An 18,409-nucleotide genomic window follows, 5' to 3' on the forward strand; every position below is an offset into this window, starting at 1 on the left:
TGTATATTGGACGATTTGTAAACTATATTAGCGGAAAATACTAGATAGAGAAGTCTTCTACGTATACTTTTGCTTTTTTAATCCTTAGGTAGACCGTCTCGCCAGGCAAAAGGTTCAAAAGACGGTAGGTTTCCTGTTCGAGAACTGATTCGATGAGTGTCCCCGTGTCCACACGTTTCAGTTCCACTCGCACATTCCTTCCCGTGGAATGGATGTATTGGATTTCGGCGGCGATCCCTTGGTCAGACTCTCTGACAATTTCCACATCATAAGGGCGAACATAGGCCACGGCCACCGATTCTTTTACATCTTGGTGTTCCGTGCTATCTAAGGCCAAATTTCCAATTTTTGTTTTTCCTTCTTCGATCCTTCCGTGAAATAGATTCACATCGCCGAGAAAATGAAAAACAAAAGGAGACTTGGGTTTGTTGTACACTTCGTCAGGACTTCCCACTTGTTCTAGTTGGCCATGGTTGAGGATGACAACACGGTCACTGACTTCGAGAGCCTCTTCTTGGTCATGAGTTACAAAAACACTTGTTATGTGGATTTCGTCATGGAGTCTTCGTAACCAGTTTCTTAATTCCTTTCTCACTTTGGCATCGAGTGCACCGAAAGGTTCATCGAGTAATAAAAATTTTGGTTCAATCGCAAGGGCACGGGCAAGGGCCACTCGTTGGCGTTGGCCCCCAGACAATTCGTGAGGGTAACGGTTATGGAATTTTTCTAATTGGATGAGGGTGAGCAGTTTCGAAACTTTTTCCCCAATTTCTTTTTTCGAAGGTCGCAGGTTTTTTGGTCTGACTTCCAAACCAAAGGCTATATTTTCAGCAATGGTCATGTGGCGAAAGAGGGCATAATGTTGGAAAACAAATCCCACTTCTCCATTTTGGATTTTGGAAGTGGAGAGGTTTTCTCCTACAAATTCCACCTTTCCCGAAGATGGTTCTTCGAGACCTGCGATGATTCGAAGTAAGGTGGTTTTTCCTGATCCAGAGGGACCAAGTAAGGCTACGAGTTCTCCATCAGGGATCGTAAGATTGACATCTTTTAGAGCGGTGAACGACCCAAAGGTTTTATTTACATTATTTATTTCAATCGGCATTTTTCTTGCTCGCAGTTCGTTTTTCCAAAATCAATTTAAAGATGAGAGTGAGTAGAGAGAGGAACACTAGTAAGGTGGCGCAGGAAAAGGCACCTACGGAATCAAATTCATTGTATAACATTTCTATATGAAGTGGAAGGGTGGTTGTTTTTCCGCGTATATGCCCACTAAGAACAGATACGGCACCAAACTCGCCCATGGCCCTCGCATTACAAAGAATGATTCCGTATAACAACCCCCATTTGATATTAGGGAGAATGACTCGGCGCAGAAGCTGAAAAAAATTAGCACCAAGTAACATACCAGCTTCCTCTTCTTCTCTTCCTTGGCTTTGCATTAAAGGAACAAGTTCCCGGGCGACAAAAGGGAAAGTAATGAATACAGTTGCAAGGATGAGGCCCGGTGTATTAAAAACTATTTTGATCCCATGTGTGGAAAGAAAATCACCAAAGTAACCTTGCCTTCCGAATAACAATAAAAAGATAAGACCGGAAACAACAGGAGAGACAGCAAACGGAGAATCAATGATGGTGACTAAAATATTTTTGCCAGGGAATTGAAACCTTGTGATGGTAAAAGCTGCGGTCACTCCAAAGATTGTATTGAGTATGACAGAGACAACTGATACTTTAATAGTGAGTCCAATGGCATACAGTGCATATTCGCCGGTAATGGATTCGATATACTTTGTATATCCTTCGGAAAATGCTTCGGAAAATACAGTGTAAATAGGTAATAACAAAATGATCCCAGCAAACAAATATGCCAAAAACACAAGGAAAATGGGCAGAATTTTAATTTTCATGATAACTTTTTGGATGCCCGTTCTTGAAGTAAATTGATTAGGAACATAAAAACAAAAGAAGTGAGTAACATCACAAGTGCAATGGAAGTTGCTTTTTCGTATTCGTACTGTTCTAGTTTGGTGACAATGAGAAGGGGAAGGATCTCTGTTTTTCCGGGGATGTTACCGGAAATAAAAACAACAGATCCATATTCACCAATACTTCTTGCAAAAGCCATTCCTGTTCCGGCAAGTAGGGAAGGCCAAAGTTCGGGAAGTAAAACTTTATAAAAAGTTTGGAAGGGTGTCGCACCAAGACAACGGGCACTTTCTTCCAGTTCCTTTGGTAATTCTTCAATCACAGGTTGTACAGTTCGTACGACAAAAGGAAATCCAATAAAAACAAGTGCGATCACAATTCCAATCGGAGTGTAGGCAATTTTGATTCCCCAGTGTTCAAAGTAGGATCCAATGATTCCATTTTGAGAATAAATTGTGGTGAGAGCTATTCCTGCCACTGCAGTGGGTAGGGTGAATGGTAAGTCGATTAAGGTATCGAGTAATTTTTTAAAAGGAAAGTTGTAACGAACAAGAACCCAAGCGAATAAAAATCCAACGAAGAGATTGATGAAGGCAGAAATAAAACCCACACTGAAACTTAAAAATAGTGCGGAACGAATTCTTTCATCGGCAAACACTTCTAAGATCCCTGAAACTCCAATCCCAAGGGAATGGAAAAAAAGTCCTAGAAGTGGAATGACAACAACCGCGGACGAATAAAAGACAGTCAGTCCTAAACTGATTCCAAAATGTAGTTTTTTATACGGCCGGGTTTCTATAAGCATATTTTAAGGGGTTTTGTAGATGGCATCAAAGACACCTGCATCTGCAAAATGTTTTTTCTGAGCAGATTCCCAAGTTTCGCCTAAATCGGATAGGGAAAATAATTTAATGTTGGGAAATTCTTTTGCAGAAGATTTTGCCACTGCCTTATCAGTCGGTCTAAAAAAATGTTTTGCGATGATGGATTGTCCTTCTTTTGTATAAAGGAACTCTAGGTAGGAAGTTGCCTTTTCCAAATTGCCTTTTTCTGTAGCAGTTTTTGTAACAACAGCAACAGGAGTTTCTGCTTTGATGGATTCAGATGGATACACAACTTCTAATGTGTTTTTTCCTGATCTTTTTTCTTCATCTAAAGATAGTTTGGCTTCGTTTTCCCAAGTGATGAGTACATCACCTATTCCTCTTTGGACAAAAGTAGTTGTGGACCCGCGAGCGCCTGTATCAAGAACGGATGTATTTTTGAAAAGTGCTTTGACAAACTCTGTAGCTTTTTCATCAGATTTATATTTACGTTTTGCAAATCCATAAGCTGACAAATAATTCCAACGAGCTCCCCCACTGGTTTTTGGATTAGGAGTGATGATAGAAACTCCTGGTTTTACAATGTCATCCCAATCTTTGATTTTTTTCGGATTGGATTTACGCACTAAAAATACAATCGTTGAATAGTAAGGAACACTATTGTTTGGGAGTTTTTTTTGCCAATTTGCATCGATTAACCCTGATTTGGTGGAGATGCTATCAATGTCGTAAGATAGAGCAAGGCTTACTACGTCAGCATCTAGTCCATCTATTACGGCTCGCGCTTGTTTCCCGGATCCGCCGTGGGATTGTTGGATGGCAAACTCAGTTCCTTTTTTGGATTTCCATTCTTTTAAGAAAGCTTTGTTAATTTCCTCATACAATTCTCTTGTAGGGTCAAAGGACACATGGAGGAAAGTGCCTTCACTTGCGAGTGAGGCGAAGCTCATCACACTCAATAAAATGCACAATATGGCAGAAATTGTTGATTTTAGGTTCGAAATACGGGTATACTTTTTCATTTTTGCGCCCTTTTGTTTAATAAATCAAACTCATCCTCCAATTTAGCGGATATTCGTCAAACGAAATTTATTTCGTAAAACCTGTTCTTCTTCCTTTCCCGACATAAACCAGAAAAGGAAGAAGATAATTCTCTCAAGGAAATCTGGGGAAGTTCGATCCTTAAGGGAGAAGGCACCCCATGAACGTAAAAGCCCCGAACCAAAACGTAATCCAATTCCCCCAAGTAGACGGGAAGTCTTCCAAACCGAATGGAACAGAAAATCATTCGATGATGGCAGTTCGGGAAAGTTTTGGGGAAATTTTGGAACGAGAGTTTCAAGTGCATTCTGAAACGAAACACTCTGGCTCTGAATACAAGACTATAGGAAGAGAAAAAGAAGAAAGTAATTTGCCTTCAGATGTTTCTAAGCAAGAAGAAATCTCCAAACAAGGATTAAATAACCCTTCCTCTACTACTTCTGAGACTAACGCTCTAAAAGACTCGGCTCCTTCCGATGAAACTGATGATTCCGAAGAAGAAGAGGATTTGGATCGAGATGCTCTAGAGTATAGCCTTGATCTTGTGGCAACTCATGGGGATTGGGATAGGGCGCTGATTTCTGCAAACCAACTGAATGATATGAGTGTTAAGGAAAAAACAGTTTTACTTTCCTTACAAAAGTCTGCGGAAAAAACCACTGCTTACTCTCCTAAAGAAGGGACTGCCTTTGTGGATGAAGCAAAAAAGTTGGCGATGAATTATTTCCAAACAGAAAAAGGTTCCAAACCAAATGAATCTACTTCTTCCCAATCAAAAATCAATTTAGAAAAAGATTCTAATTTAGTTCTTTTTCCAAAGGCAGAAAAAAAGGCCTCAGAAACTAAAAAAGGAAATGAAAAACTCGAATCAATAGTTGCCAAAAAAGAATCCGCACATTCTGGTTCTGTGGTTTCTGATTTGGTATTTGCCAAAGGAAAAGAAATAAAAGTGGAAGGGACAGAACTCCCCACCGAACATTCTGTTCGAAAAACTGATGGAAAAATAAAATCAAACAAACAAACTAAAAATGGATCGGAATCGGGAGAGGTTTCGTCCGAACAAGAAAAATCCAACCAAAGTTTAAACTCAGATAAAATGATTCGTTCCCTTGGAATCAAAGATAAAGAATTTCAAAAACAAGATTTGAAATCACAAATTCCATCTGAAAAACAAAAACAGACAGAGGCTTCGGTCATTCTTAACATTCAAAATTCTTCTTCTGCAAAATCGGGAGAAGAGGGCAGCCGATCGTTTGAAGATAAAGGCCAGAAACAAAGTTTTCAATTTACTTCTTTAGAATCTAAATCTACGCAAAAAACTGAAGACATTCGTTCTGCAGAAAAAACCGCAAAACCAAAAGAAACAGGTCTCAAACAAAATATTGACGAACTCATCAAACAAGCGCGGTTTGATATTGTCCAAAATGGAAAGTCCAGTGCTGAGATCGTAATGAATCCTAAAGAATACGGTAGGCTTACTTTAAAAGTCACTGTGGATGGGGATAAAGTAGAAGGACGAATCCTTGTAGAATCGGAAGAACTTCAAAAATCCCTTCAAAACGAAATCCAATCCATCAAAGAAAACTTAAAAGACGCAGGTCTCGACTTACAAGCGCTCATCATTGATTTATGGGATGATGGAAGTGGTCTAACCGACCGCAAAGAACAAAATGAACTCTACCAAACCATGGTGGATGCGGCCCGGTTTCGTAATACAGATAACAATTTAGGTTTAGAAGAATCATCAGACTTACTTGGTTCTCCCATTTTCGAAGAACCCAAAACATTGGAATTTTTCGCCTAAATCACTAACAAATATAGAAAAATAGAGGATCCCATGCCAGACGGAATGCAAGATATATCGACTCAAAATTCAGCTAGAACCAAATACTTTGAAGGGGATAGAACCTTTAATATTCGTAAACATTTGGATCAGTTAGAAAAAGAAGAAACAAGTGGTTTGAAGGGAATCGAAATTCGTGAGAAACAAAAAGAACTAGGAAAGGATGATTTTTTAAAACTCCTTCTCACACAACTTTCTCACCAAGATCCAACAAACCCAGTGCAAGATAAAGACTTCATCGCACAAATGGCTCAGTTCTCATCACTCGAACAAATGAAAAATATTTCTTCTGGTATTGCTAGAATGGAATCTAAACAAAGTTATTCGGTAGTGGGAAAAATTGTTTCCGGGCCAGATTTAGTTACTGGTGAAGATGTGACAGGACTTGCGGGTGCCATTCTTTTTGATAACGAAGGAAAAACCTACGTTCGTGTGAATGGAAGGATGCTTGATGTTGCAAAAATCAATTTGATTTCTGATCCATCACTACTCAAAGCTGAACCAGAATTCCAACGTCCGCAAAACGCAACTAACGTACCAAATAATACGTTAAAAAAACAAGAAGCTTATCAGGATTAATCAAAAAAGGTCGATAGAAAAAGAGAGGATATAACGTTATGATGAGATCACTTTACTCCGGAGTTTCCGGATTGAAAAACCACCAAGTAAGAATGGATGTTATTGGTAACAACATTTCCAACGTGAACACACACGGTTTTAAAACGGAACGAGTTACCTTCCAAGATATGATCTCGCAAGAGTTACAAGGTGCCTCAGAACCGAACGAAAGGATTGGGGGAACAAACCCGAAACAAGTAGGACTTGGTTCTCTCATTGCTGCAATCGATAAAATTATGACACAAGGTGCATTGCAAACTACAGGAAAAAATACTGATGTTGCAGTTTCTGGTGAAGGTTTCTTCGTTGTAAAAGATGGCGACAAACAATTTTATACTCGTGCTGGTGCTTTCAACGTAGATAAAAACGGATTTTATGTAAACCCTGCCAACGGTTTAAAAGTACAAGGTTGGAATTCTCGTTTGGATGATGGTGGAAACAAATACATCAACTCCGCTGGATCTTTGGAAGACATCATGATTCCTCTTTATTCTAAAGAACCTGCTCGTGCGACTCAAAACGTAGACTTTCAATCCAACCTCAATGCAAGTGTTGCCGCAGTTCCATCAGATGCAACAGAAGAAGACATCCAACGTTATATCAATGATCCAGATCCTCGCCAAAGAAGAGGCCATGTAACATCTATTAATGTATATGATGAACTTGGAAACACGCGCCAAATGGGTGTTGAGTTTTACAAAATGAGAGAAAACGTATGGAAGATGCGTTTCAAATTGGAAGATTCAAGCCAAGTATCTGTAGACGTCAGTGGAACTGGTGGGGAAAACACAAAAGTTTCTGGAAACCAAGAGCTTGAAGTTTCTTTCACACCAGATGGAAAAATCATTTCTGTTTCCGATGGAGTGGATTCCCAAACGACCGGAAAACTCAAAGCGGATATTTCTTTCCGCATTCCTGGAAACCCAACGGCTCAAAAATTCAGTTTGAATTTAGGGGAAGCGGGTCTTGTGGGTGGGATCACTCAGTTCTCTTCTGATTTTACAACTAAAGCTGTGAAACAAGACGGATACCCAATGGGATATATGGAATCTTTTTCCATCGACAACACAGGAACAGTCACGGGAGTTTTTTCGAATGGAGTGCGCCAACCACTCGCAAGGATTGCTCTTGCTAACTTTACAAACCCAGCCGGTCTCAACAAAGAAGGGGACACAATGTATAGTTACTCTCTGAACTCAGGGGATGCAAACATTGGGGAAGCTGGAAGCCAAGGCCGTGGAAAAATCAACGCGGGCCTACTTGAGATGTCAAACGTGGATCTTTCTGACCAGTTCACAGATATGATTGTGACCCAAAGGGGATTCCAAGCCAACTCACGAACCATTGTGACTTCTGACCAAATGATCCAGGAAGTTCTAGGTCTCAAACGATAAGATTCGATTCCTAACGGGGGAAACCCCGTTTTTTCCTTGAGTTCTGCAAAATTCTAAGAAAAATAGGTCAAACCAAACTTTTTAGAATTTGCAAAACTTGTCCCGCTTTCAAAAAAATACACTACTCACCTTTTCCCTTTTGGCGTTTGTCGCCTATGCTCCGTTATACTATTCGATTCGTAATGCGATCAAAAAAGAAACCTTACCGGTGACTTATGAGTCCGCGGAAACCGTTTCCTTTTTTAGTTTAGGCGAATTTGAAATAACAGGAAAAGAATCTGATCCTAAAACCATTCATCTCCTATCCGAATTGGTTGACTTTGAATTTCGGAAAGTTACAGGGGGAGTGTATCTCGGAAAAGAAAATTCTCTCACACTTGCAAAGAAACTAAGAACCAATTTTGTTTTGTTTGGGGTTTTTGAATGGAAAGAAACGGGAATTGAATTCAATCCCCGCATAAGTTCTGTGGAACAAAAGTCAACTTATTCAGGAAAATCTATTTTTCTCCCTTATGAGGAACGTGGGAAACTTGTTTCCGTTATTTATAAATCACTCTCTCATCTTTTTGAGGAAACTATTCGTTTGCATCGATTGATGAAACGAAGTCCAGAATGGAAAATTCCTTCTGAAGATGAATTCCTCTCGGAATCCGAGTTTGTTCAACTATCTGACTACGATCCAAAGTTGTCCTTTGAAGAAAAAAACTCCCTTTTCAAATCCTTGGAATTCCCTTCGGAGTATTTGCAGTTCATCAAGATTTGCCTTAGCTTAGAAAAAAAATCCGAAGACTCGTTTAAAGAAATTTGGCGTAATGTAGGAGGAAATTCCAATCTTTCCGCCTATACGAGGTTTTATGTTGCTAAAAACATTGCAGAGTTCTATTTCACAAAAAAAGAATTTGGTAAAACCATTGAATATGCAAGCGCCGCAAAAAAAGAAAGAGAACTTCTTAAATCTGTATTTCACAGTGACTATGCAGATACTATTTCTTTACTCGGAAAGGCTTTGGTTCTAGAAGGAAAAAAAGAAGAGGCAGTTTATTACCTAACTTCTGCAAGAAAACTTTATGATACATTGGGTTTGTTACAAGATCCCACTTCAGTAGAAAATTCTTATTTCTACGGACTACTACTTTACGATTTATCACAACCCGAACTTGCTTCCTATGAATTGTCCTTTATTCGGGGGTTGGTTCCTACGGGACTAAATTCACTATATTTAGATTTTAATTTAGCAAAGGTATATTATGATTTAGGTAGGTTTGATGCCGCCTTGTCATTGTTACAAGAACAAAGAAAAGCGATTATGGATGAAAGTTATGCCAATCACGACATTGCTTTGTATTCTTATAATTTATACGCAGCCACTCTTTACAAATCAGGGAAATGGAGTGTTGCAAAATCGGTTTGGGAGTCCCTTGTTTCTGCAAAGTCCATTTATGGAATCGAAGAAAAACCATACCACAGGTATGCTTTATTTAATTTAGCAGTTCTTTCTAAACTTCGAAATAATCCAGAACAAACAGAAACTTATTATAAACAGTATGTAAGGTTATCGCCATTTGGACAAATTGTTGACTTACCTACAAATGAACGTTTTGAAATTGGAAAACCGATTTATCCTTATACTTGGGAAACTTTGAGTCCAAACTCCTTTACCGAATTAGAAGAAAAAACTATCAGATCTTACACGGGACGTTATTTATTTAATGGCCAAGATGAAGAAATTCGTGCAAGGACCTATGAAAATAGATTAGAAGATACTAATTTATTTTTAGATGATTTGTTAAATGCAAAAGCCTTTCTTTCCAAACCTATGTCCGCCCTCAGGAAAACATTGTTTGGTGATTTAAAACGATTTGAAAAAGGAAATCAAATTGTATTTTTTGATATCGGACCTGCTTTAAATCATCCTGAATATCCTGGAGTTACCTCTCTTGCTGTCGCCAAACATTTTTCGGGAATGGAAGTCGTATTATGGGAGTTACCTGGGGAAGTAGATTTATTTTTGAAAAAGGTAAAACCGGAATTAAAAGATAGACTTTATGCTTTTCCAAACATTCGGATTCTATCTGGGGATGGAGTGGGTGAATTCCAAACTGTTTATTCGGACCCTAACAATTGGATCCTTAGGAATCGGCCCATCCCGAATTTAAAGGGTAAAACCATCATCATTCGTGCAGCAAACTCCATTGATATTTATGAGCCATTTACAAAAATTCTTCCCCATTTCCAAAACATAGGAAAGGAACTAAAATCAAATCCTATCCTTTATTTTTTTAATCGCAGTATCTTGTTAAAACCCGCTGGAAGTGAAAAATTCATTTTGATTGGTAATCAATCCATTCGTGGTTTTCATCATAACTTTCAAAGTTTAGACCGTAATGGAGAGCCTCCTTATTCCATCCTTCCGTTTACTGTTTGTGAGGAAGTAAACTTATGAATTTATTCGAAACAGAATTCTTATTTTGTATTCTTTCAAGTTTCTTTTTGTTCCATTCACTTTTTCGAATCTCAGATGAGGGAAAACGAAGTGAATTAATTTTCCAATGGACCTTGATCACTGTTGTTGGCTTTTTCATTACTGAAATTTTAAAAAAATGGGGAATCCACTCGTTACTTTGGAATTCTGATTCGTTATTTTTGTATATCGCAAAAAGTAATTTATTATTGTTTCTAACTTATTTTTCATTCGAAGAGAGTTGGTTTTCTTTCCAACCGGTAAGAAGGTTCTTTTTTTTCGGCCTTTTGTTTGTGTTTTGGATTGGAGTAATGTTTGGAATTCATTTTTTTCAAACTACTATCCTTGTACAAGACAATACACTTATATTGCCGTTTGCAATTTCGCTTGGGGCATTTGTTTGGATTCGTGAAATGTTTTGGTCTCTTGAAGGAGTCAGAGAATCTACGTTAGGTGATGATAGTGCTCGGTTTGTTTATTTGTCTGTATTGCCTGCTACATTTTTAGTTTTTTCGCCCTGGAAAACTGAGGTTAATTTTTACAATCAAGTCTCCGCCATTGTAATCTATGGAATTTCATCCTTTGTTGGATTTCTATTCGTTTCGAAACTCAAAAAAGAAATAGTTCCTGCCTCCGCTGAGATTGGGATTTGGATTGGGACTTTGGCATTTTCCTCTTGTTTGGGAACTGAGATTTTGGTGGTTTTGCCTTTAGCTTTTCTATCGGGAATTTTTGGCCGTTTGATATATTCCCATTTATCATCGCTTCGTTGGTCAGAGTCGGGAATCCGAGGGGTATTATCTTTTCTTTACCCGGCTACACTCGGAATTTTCCTTCCCTTTTTACTGGTCGAAGCGAATCTTTGGGTGCATTCACCCTATGTATTGTTAGGGGTTCAGGTGCTTTATTTTTTAAGTTTTTATCTAGTCGCCTGTCTCTTTTTCGGGATCATCCTGCTCTTCAAACAAAAGTAAGATTATTTTTCTAAAAAACAATCGACAGTCGATTTTTTCATGTCGATAGTATGCCTGTGACCAAATCTTCGGATTCGAAATTCATTATCACGGACGATCCTTTTTTTGAAGGCAAAATTGCCGATTACTCCAAAAAAATCAAAGCTAAAGTTTTGACCTTAGCCGAGTTAGATCAAATCGAATCTGACTCACATGGTCACATTGCCAAAGTTTTATTTTATATCTCAAGGTACGAGTTGGAAACCAAACACCAAGAGATCCACCAATTTCTAAAGGATCATCCCACAATTATGTCGAACTTTATCGTTCGAGCTCCCATTGATTATACGGGATACATAACTTTAAATATTGAAGAAGATTTGTTTTTCACCAATGTTCCTGATGATGCTCCACTTATCTTTTTGGTAAAGGCACTTGCTAATGCTTTTACTAGCCTTCAGATGGTTGTAGATAAATTTGAACTCCAAAAACGGATTAATATTTCTACAAATGAAATTTCAAAACTTACTAAAATTGGAATTAGTCTTGCAAACGAAAAAGATTTTACGAAATTACTTCGTGATATTTTGAATTCGGCTCGTGAAATTTCTAATTCTGATTCTGGCTCATTGTATTTAGTTGAAAAAGATGAAAGAGGAAATCCTCGCAGTTTAAGATTTAAAATATCTGCCCTTGATTTAAACTCAGATGAATTTATTTTGCCTATCAACAAAAAGAGTATTGCTGGTTATGTAGCTTTCACTGGAAAACAACTCAATATTCCAAATGTGTACGAATTGTCCGGGAAGGAAGAGTATAAGTTTAATAGCGATTTTGATAAAATGAGTAATTATTATTCAAAGTCAATGCTCGTGGTTCCGATGAAAGACCACCATGATGAAGTCGTCGGGGTTATCCAACTTATCAATCGTAAAAAAAATTTCCAAACTAAATTAACTTTAGAAGAAATGAAAACCAATTCCATTTTGGATTATGATAAGTATTCTGAAGAGTTGGTGATGGCTGTGGCAGGACAGGCAGCAGTTGCCATTCAAAACAACAATTTGGTCCATGACATTGAAACTTTGTTCGAAGGATTTGTTACTGCCAGTGTTTCTGCAATTGAATCCAGGGATCCAACCACTTCTGGACATTCCTTTCGTGTGGCTCAATACACTGTTGGACTTGCTGAATCAGTGAATTCTATCCAAACGGGACGATTCAAAGATGTTCATTTTAATGATTCACAAGTAAAAGAAATTCGATATGCCTCTTTACTTCATGATTTTGGAAAAGTTGGAGTAAGAGAAAAGGTTCTTGTTAAAGCTAAAAAACTGGAAGACTACGAATTAGATTTAATTCGGTGGCGTTTTCAGTTTATATTAAAAGATGTAGAGGCAAAACTTGCTCAAAAAAAAATCGAATATCTAAAAAAACATGGTAACAATGGTTATGCTGAGTTTGAAAGATCCATTCATCTTGAATATACTTTAGAAAAAGAAAAATTAGAAGAAATGGTTCGAGTGATCTCCGAATCTAATGAACCTTCAATTCTGGAAGAGGGTAATTCAAACTTTTTAGAAGAAATTTCCAAAATGAGTTACCATACAACCGATGGAAGCCAACTAAATCTTCTGATGCCAAAAGAATTTAATTTTTTATCCATTCGTCGAGGTTCTTTAGATTTTGATGAAAGAAGAGAAATTGAATCTCATGTGGAACATACCTTCCAATTTTTATCCAAAATTCCGTGGACACGAGAATTAAAAATGGTCCCTGCCATTGCTCACGGGCACCATGAAAAGTTAAATGGGTCAGGTTATCCAAGAGGTCTGTCAGCTGTGGAGATCCCTGTCCAAGCAAAGATGATGGCGATTGCCGATATCTTTGATGCACTTACAGACCAAGATCGTCCTTATAAAAAAGCCGTCCCATTAGATCGTGCATTTGATATTTTGAAAATGGAAGTGAGAGACCAACATATCGACGGCGACCTTCTAGATATTTTTATTGGCAGCCATTCCTATGAAAAAATCCTACATAAGCGATAATTAAATCACGAAAAAAAAATCGCATTTTTTGCCTTCTGATTCTTTTTTTTGGTCTAAGACCTGAGGGTAAAAATGAATTATAGTTTAAAAGGCAGAACCGTAATCATCACGGGCATTACGGATTCTTCATCACTTGCACTCGTGATTGCAAAAGAATGTAAACAATTAGGTGCAAATCTGATTTGTACTGGGCTTGGGAAAACTGAGTTTCACCAAAATCTTTCTGAAGCTGGTCTTTCCTTTTTAGACCGCACTTACTCCGATTTCACCAAAACCGTCAAGGAAGAGTTAGGTGAAGATGCTATCACCTTTCCCTTGGATGTGACCATTCAGGCAAATATTGATTCTTTTGCTGATTTTCTGCATTCAAATCATATTAAAGTTCATTCCCTTTTGCATTCCATCGCAATGGATAAAACCATTCGCCAGGGAAAGGTAAAACCTATCATGTCTATATCACGTGAAGAGTTTATGGATGCCATGAATGTATCTGCATTTTCACTACTTGCACTTACTCAGAGTTTTTATCAAAGAAATGTAATGGTGGAAGGTGGTTCCATTGTTGCATTAAGTTATTTGGGAGCTGAACGTGTAGTCTCCCATCCTTATAAAAACATAGGAGTCGCAAAGTCAGCACTGGAGCGTCTTGTGAAAGAAATGGCAATGGAACTTGGAAAGGAAAAACAAATTCAAGTCAATGCCATTCGATTTTCGCCTTATCGTGCCAGTAAAGCCGGTTCAGCGATTGAAGGTTTGGAGCAAGCGGAAATCAATTGTGAATTATTGGCTCCCCTTGGTAACGCTTCTGCCAAAGATTTAGCAGAAGAAGTCGCCTATTTGTTTCGACCAGGCAATCGCATTACGGGTGAAATACGGCATGTCGATGGTGGTTATCATATCCGTGGATAAATTTACGAAAAGAGTTGCAAAACCAAACTTTCAAAATGGTTTCCTCTCTCTTCAAAATTTTTATACAAATCAAAACTAGCTCCTGCCGGTGAAAAAATCACCGACAAGGAGTTGGGATGATTCTTCGCTTTAGTAACAAGCTTGGAATCAATTGTTTGTTTATAAAAATTTGAATCCATTTTATTTTTTAGATCTAGGAGAAGTGAGGGAAGGTCGGGAAAATAATAAACTGGAAGTCCTGTTTTGTCAAACTCCGTTTTCCAAACTTCTATAGCTTTCCCATAAACCCAAATAGGACATTCTAATTCTTTCCATCTTTTTAAAAATGGTTCGATGGGTTCCGTTTTAGGAATTCCTCCTAAAATCAAAATCAATCCATCTCCTTTTTTGAATCCAGAAATTCCTGAAAGCATAGAATGTAAATTTGTTGATTTAGAGTCGTTGATGAATTGGATATTTTGATATTGATTTTGAAATAAAGAACTATCCATTTTTCGAAAACGGTGGGGAAGCCCAGTGAAAGACTCAAATTGGTTTTGTATCTCCTTCCATTCCATACCTATTGTTTCACAGAGTGCAATCGCAAAACATAAATTCATTAAGTTGTGTTTCCCTTTGAGTGGGAATTTTGCCGCATCATAAATATGATTTGGAGTGTGAATTTGGTTCGGATCTAAACTTACAAAATATTTTTGTCCTTCACCTATGAATTGTAAATTGTCATAATTCGATGGTTGGTCTGGAAGGAATTCTAAAAACTTTGGATTGATAAATGACTTGTGATTAGGATCTACTAAATTTTGGATTTTCCATTTTGCCTTTGCATACGATCCCATGGTTTTATGTCGTTCAAGATGGTCAGAGGCCAAATTTAAAATAGCAGAGGCAGTTAATTGTAAGTTAGGTGAATCATCCAATTGATAACTGGAAAGTTCTAACACAACTAAATCTAAAGGTTCTAAACAAAAGGAAGTAAAAGGAACACCAATGTTCCCACCCATTTTTGAATTGGGAAATTTTGATTGTAAAATATGATATGTGAGCGCTGTTGTTGTCGACTTACCATCGGTGCCAGTGATACCAATGATCGGACCTTTGTAAAATACTCTTGCCAAAGCGATTTCGCTAAGCATGGGAATTTGTCTTATTTTCGCTTCATTCAGGATAGGATGGTCAGGAAGAATGCCTGGGCTTTTGATGATACAATCAATCCCTTCCAAAGTCTCCTGTGGGTGATTGTCTGACAAAACCGAAACATAAAAAAGTTGGTTTGCTTTTTCGGGAAATCTATCTGCAAGGATGGACCTCTTACTCAGAGAAGATAATAACTTAGCTGAGGAATCACCAGAGGACCCACCTCCTAAAATCAGGAAATTTTGGAATTGGTCGAGCTGGGAGAACGTTGGAATGGATTCAGAAAACATTGATTGACACTCCGCTAAAATACGATGATTTTGTAAAATCATATCAGGTTGGGTAAATCGGTGCTGAAACACGAAGTGAAAGACGGAAAACTAGTCGTTTATCTGGAAGGTCGATTGGACGTTTCTGTGGCAAATGAAGTGGAAGAGGGCCTTATGGAACTCATCGATAATGCTGGACATCGAAAGGTCCTCTTAAATATGAAAGATGTCGAATATATGTCTTCTTCTGGGTTCAGAGCTTGTATTTCTACTCTTAGAAAGCTGAATTCCAAAGAGGGTGCTTTAAAAATTTCCAATATCAAACCTGCGGTTAAACGTATCTTTGATGTCATTGAACTCACTTCTCTTTTTGATATCTACGATTCTGAAGATGCAGCGCTTAAAGCGTTTTAAGCGGGTCCTTGAATCCAGTTCTACATAAGATCGTCGAGACCAAACATGAAGAGATCAGCCTAGCAAAAGGTAGGTCTTTTCCCGCTCGTAAAATTCCCATTCGTGCTTGGGAATCAAATCTCAAATCCAGTTCCATAACAGTCATTGCGGAATGCAAAAAAGGAAGTCCAAGCTCTGGGATCCTTCGTGAGGAATACGATCCGGTTCAAATTGCATCCATCTATGAAGCTTCTGGTGCTGGTGCGATTTCAGTTCTTACTGACTCAAACTATTTTTTTGGTTCATTAACAGATTTATCCTCTGTTGCGGAGTCTGTGTCCATCCCAGTGATTCGGAAGGACTTCATCATTGATCCTCTTCAAATAGAAGAGGCTTATGCATATGGTGCATCAGCAATCTTACTGATTGTAAGAATCCTTACTCCAAAGGAATTATCATCTTTACACAGTTTTGCGAAAAGCTTGGGTCTTTCTATACTTGTGGAAACACATAATAAAGAAGAAGTAAAAATCGCTTTAGACTCTGGAGCAACAACGATCGGTATCAATACCAGAGACCTTGATACATTTGAAATTCATAAAAATCTAATCGAAGAAATAGCTCCAGAATTAGATGATTCCATCATTAGAGTTGCAGAATCAGGGATTGTTAGTTTTAAAGATTGGCAAAAATACAAAGGTATCATTGATTCAATGTTAGTTGGCACTTATTTTATGAAAAGTAAAGACATAGCAAAAGACTTTCGATCCCTTCTGTCTGAGAATTAAATTCAGGTTTTTTAGTACATTTTAGGAATTTTTGGCAATATCCAGCATGGTATTTGGGGTATCCCTTATTAAGTGTAAAAATTTCAAAGATAATTTCGCTTTTCTCCTATTGTCCTTCCACTAATCTATCCTCCATGAACTGGAAGCAATTCCTAAAGGGATTCATTTTGTTTCTATTATATATAGGAACTGCCAAATTAGGAATGAAGTTCTTTTCGTTCCAACCGGTAAACCTTGCTGTTCTCTGGATCCCATCTGGGATTGGGCTTATTGGGTGTTTGTTTTTTGGATTTCGTTTTCTTCCTGTTGTTTGGCTTGCTAGTTTTCTTGCCAATAAAGATGGACTAATCAGTAGCCAACATGGTTTAAACCAATTCGATTTGTATTTGAGTATTTGTTTAACTGCCGGTGTTGATACTCTACAATCAACCTTGGCGTATACGTTTTGGATTCAAAAAATTCGTAAAAGTTTAAATTCAGCGAAAGACAATTTTTATTTTGTTACTTATGTTTGTTTTCTTTCCAGTTTAATTTCCATTGTTTGTCTGGGTGGAATCTTAAATTATTTTGGATATTTTTATCAGTTAAATTTTTCTGAAATTGTTCGAACTTTAATTGTGATTATCTTCGGGGATACAATTGGGATTTTTATTACCGTTCCTTTTTTTATGGCGTGGAGAAAATTCCGGTTTGAGGATTTGTCAATCAAACTCATCCTTTGGACCACTGCTTTTATTCTAGTCCAAGCTATTATTGTTTATCATTTTCCTTATCTTTTCTTTTTATCATTTTTAATTCTCATTTATCTGGGTTATCGATTTCAAATTCGAGGTGTTACCTTAGGAGTATTTTTATTATATCTTTCTAGTATTCTTATGACTCGATTGGGCGTTGGACCATTTGTTTATCCAGGAGTTTTTGATTCCTATATTTATTTGATTTCGTTTTTGATTCCATTTTCAATTTTGTCTGAGTTTATTACCTTACAATACCAACGACTCATTGCTTATCGATTTGAGTTAGAAAAAAAAGTTTTTGAACGAACAAAGTTACTTAGAAAACAGGTATTTGAAAAAAACAAAGCAATTGAAGCACTTCACAATTCTGAAAAACTTCTGAGTGAGTCCAATCGAACCAAAGATATTTTTTTTTCCATTATAGCCCATGACTTAAGAAATCCATTAGGTGCTTTTAAACAACTAACAGAACTTATGTACACTGACTTTGATACATATTCAGATTTGGAAAAAAAAGAAACGATCTTCGATATTCAAAATTCAGCTTCTATGTTATATGGACTTTTGGAACAACTTTTGGATTGGGCAAGAACCCAAACTGGAAATATGCCATTCAGACCCAAACGTGTTAATCTTTCCAATCTGATCACAAAGATTACTGAACAGGTAGAATCCGCTGCAAAAAATAAATCCATTCGGATTTTAACTGATATACCTCCTGAGTCTGACTTTGTTTACGCAGATTCAGAAATGGTCCAAGCTATCCTTCGCAACCTAATTACAAACTCGATAAAGTTTACCGATGAAAATGGAGAAATTCGTATTGTAGCAAGGCAAGATGAAGATGGTGTTCGGGTAGAATGCCATGACAATGGAATTGGTATGGACAGTTCTGATTTAGAAAAATTATTCCGTGTGGATGCCCAGCTCACAAGTATCGGTTTGGAAGGAGAAAAGGGAACAGGGCTTGGTTTGATTCTATGTAATGAATTTATCAAATTACATGGAGGCGAAATTTGGGCTACGAGCGAAAAAGGTAAAGGAACAACGGTTAGTTTCCGTTTA

General features: G+C 37.6%; 14 protein-coding genes and 1 pseudogene (1 of these 15 only partly in view). 10 read left to right on the top strand and 5 right to left on the bottom strand.

Annotated elements, in window-relative coordinates; all coding sequences use genetic code 11:
• Window positions 1–40: 40 nt before the first annotated feature.
• The 4 genes from CH364_RS04805 to CH364_RS04820 are packed head-to-tail and all read right to left on the bottom strand — an operon-like array spanning window position 41 to window position 3,775.
• Entirely contained in the window at window positions 41–1,105 is a 1,065-nt protein-coding gene (locus CH364_RS04805; RefSeq protein ID WP_100742438.1) for a sulfate/molybdate ABC transporter ATP-binding protein, read from the bottom strand.
• Window positions 1,095–1,910 (bottom strand): sulfate ABC transporter permease subunit CysW, encoded by an 816-nt coding sequence (cysW, locus tag CH364_RS04810; protein ID WP_100742439.1) that lies wholly within the window; start codon window positions 1,908–1,910, stop codon window positions 1,095–1,097. Before cysW ends, CH364_RS04805 begins: the two co-directional genes overlap by 11 nt.
• Complete coding sequence (gene cysT, locus CH364_RS04815; RefSeq protein ID WP_100742440.1) at window positions 1,907–2,734, bottom strand: sulfate ABC transporter permease subunit CysT; 828 nt, start codon at window positions 2,732–2,734, stop codon at window positions 1,907–1,909. The genes cysW and cysT overlap by 4 nt, the downstream gene beginning before the upstream one ends.
• Before the next feature lie 3 nt (window positions 2,735–2,737).
• Window positions 2,738–3,775, bottom strand: a complete 1,038-nt coding sequence (locus CH364_RS04820; RefSeq protein ID WP_100742441.1) for a sulfate ABC transporter substrate-binding protein — start codon at window positions 3,773–3,775, stop codon at window positions 2,738–2,740.
• Between the two features lie 179 nt (window positions 3,776–3,954).
• On the opposite strand from CH364_RS04820, the gene CH364_RS04825 reads away from it, so the two are divergent.
• The 7 genes and pseudogenes from CH364_RS04825 to CH364_RS04855 all read left to right on the top strand — a co-directional run bounded on the left by CH364_RS04825 (window position 3,955) and on the right by CH364_RS04855 (window position 14,023).
• On the top strand, window positions 3,955–5,598 hold the full coding sequence (locus tag CH364_RS04825) for a flagellar hook-length control protein FliK (RefSeq protein WP_100742442.1): 1,644 nt from the start codon (window positions 3,955–3,957) through the stop codon (window positions 5,596–5,598).
• A 45-nt stretch (window positions 5,599–5,643) separates the two neighbouring features.
• Window positions 5,644–6,186, top strand: a pseudogene (locus CH364_RS04830) (flagellar hook capping FlgD N-terminal domain-containing protein); the annotation flags it as partial.
• Window positions 6,187–6,254: 68 nt separating this feature from the next.
• Window positions 6,255–7,649: a flagellar hook protein FlgE gene (gene flgE / locus CH364_RS04835; RefSeq protein ID WP_100742444.1), complete on the top strand. Its 1,395-nt coding sequence runs from the start codon at window positions 6,255–6,257 to the stop codon at window positions 7,647–7,649.
• Window positions 7,650–7,746: 97 nt separating this feature from the next.
• Complete coding sequence (locus tag CH364_RS04840) at window positions 7,747–10,092, top strand: tetratricopeptide repeat protein (RefSeq protein ID WP_207762210.1); 2,346 nt, start codon at window positions 7,747–7,749, stop codon at window positions 10,090–10,092.
• A complete protein-coding gene (locus tag CH364_RS04845) occupies window positions 10,089–11,084 on the top strand; it encodes a hypothetical protein (protein ID WP_100742446.1) in 996 nt (331 codons plus the stop codon). The genes CH364_RS04840 and CH364_RS04845 overlap by 4 nt, the downstream gene beginning before the upstream one ends.
• Before the next feature lie 50 nt (window positions 11,085–11,134).
• Window positions 11,135–13,114, top strand: a complete 1,980-nt coding sequence (locus CH364_RS04850; protein WP_100742447.1) for an HD family phosphohydrolase — start codon at window positions 11,135–11,137, stop codon at window positions 13,112–13,114.
• Between the two features lie 72 nt (window positions 13,115–13,186).
• Complete coding sequence (locus CH364_RS04855; protein ID WP_100742448.1) at window positions 13,187–14,023, top strand: enoyl-ACP reductase FabI; 837 nt, start codon at window positions 13,187–13,189, stop codon at window positions 14,021–14,023.
• A 2-nt stretch (window positions 14,024–14,025) separates the two neighbouring features.
• Here CH364_RS04855 and murD read toward each other — a convergent pair whose 3' ends face one another.
• On the bottom strand, window positions 14,026–15,447 hold the full coding sequence (gene murD / locus CH364_RS04860) for a UDP-N-acetylmuramoyl-L-alanine--D-glutamate ligase (protein WP_100742449.1): 1,422 nt from the start codon (window positions 15,445–15,447) through the stop codon (window positions 14,026–14,028).
• A gap of 60 nt (window positions 15,448–15,507) precedes the next feature.
• Between murD and CH364_RS04865 the strand changes: the two genes are divergently transcribed.
• The 3 genes from CH364_RS04865 to CH364_RS04875 all read left to right on the top strand — a co-directional run.
• Window positions 15,508–15,840 carry an STAS domain-containing protein gene (locus tag CH364_RS04865; RefSeq protein WP_002979701.1) on the top strand — a complete coding sequence of 111 codons (333 nt, stop codon included), beginning with the start codon at window positions 15,508–15,510 and terminating at the stop codon, window positions 15,838–15,840.
• An 8-nt stretch (window positions 15,841–15,848) separates the two neighbouring features.
• Window positions 15,849–16,607 (top strand): beta/alpha barrel domain-containing protein, encoded by a 759-nt coding sequence (locus CH364_RS04870; RefSeq protein ID WP_100742450.1) that lies wholly within the window; start codon window positions 15,849–15,851, stop codon window positions 16,605–16,607.
• Between the two features lie 134 nt (window positions 16,608–16,741).
• A protein-coding gene (locus CH364_RS04875; RefSeq protein WP_100787859.1) for a sensor histidine kinase crosses the window boundary here: on the top strand, window positions 16,742–18,409 show its 5' portion. 15 nt of this gene lie beyond the right edge of the window; 1,668 of the gene's 1,683 nt are visible here — the first part of the coding sequence; it begins with the start codon at window positions 16,742–16,744; the stop codon falls past the right edge of the window.

Origin of the sequence: Leptospira harrisiae (genome assembly GCF_002811945.1) — a bacterium.
GTDB lineage: Bacteria > Spirochaetota > Leptospiria > Leptospirales > Leptospiraceae > Leptospira_A > Leptospira_A harrisiae.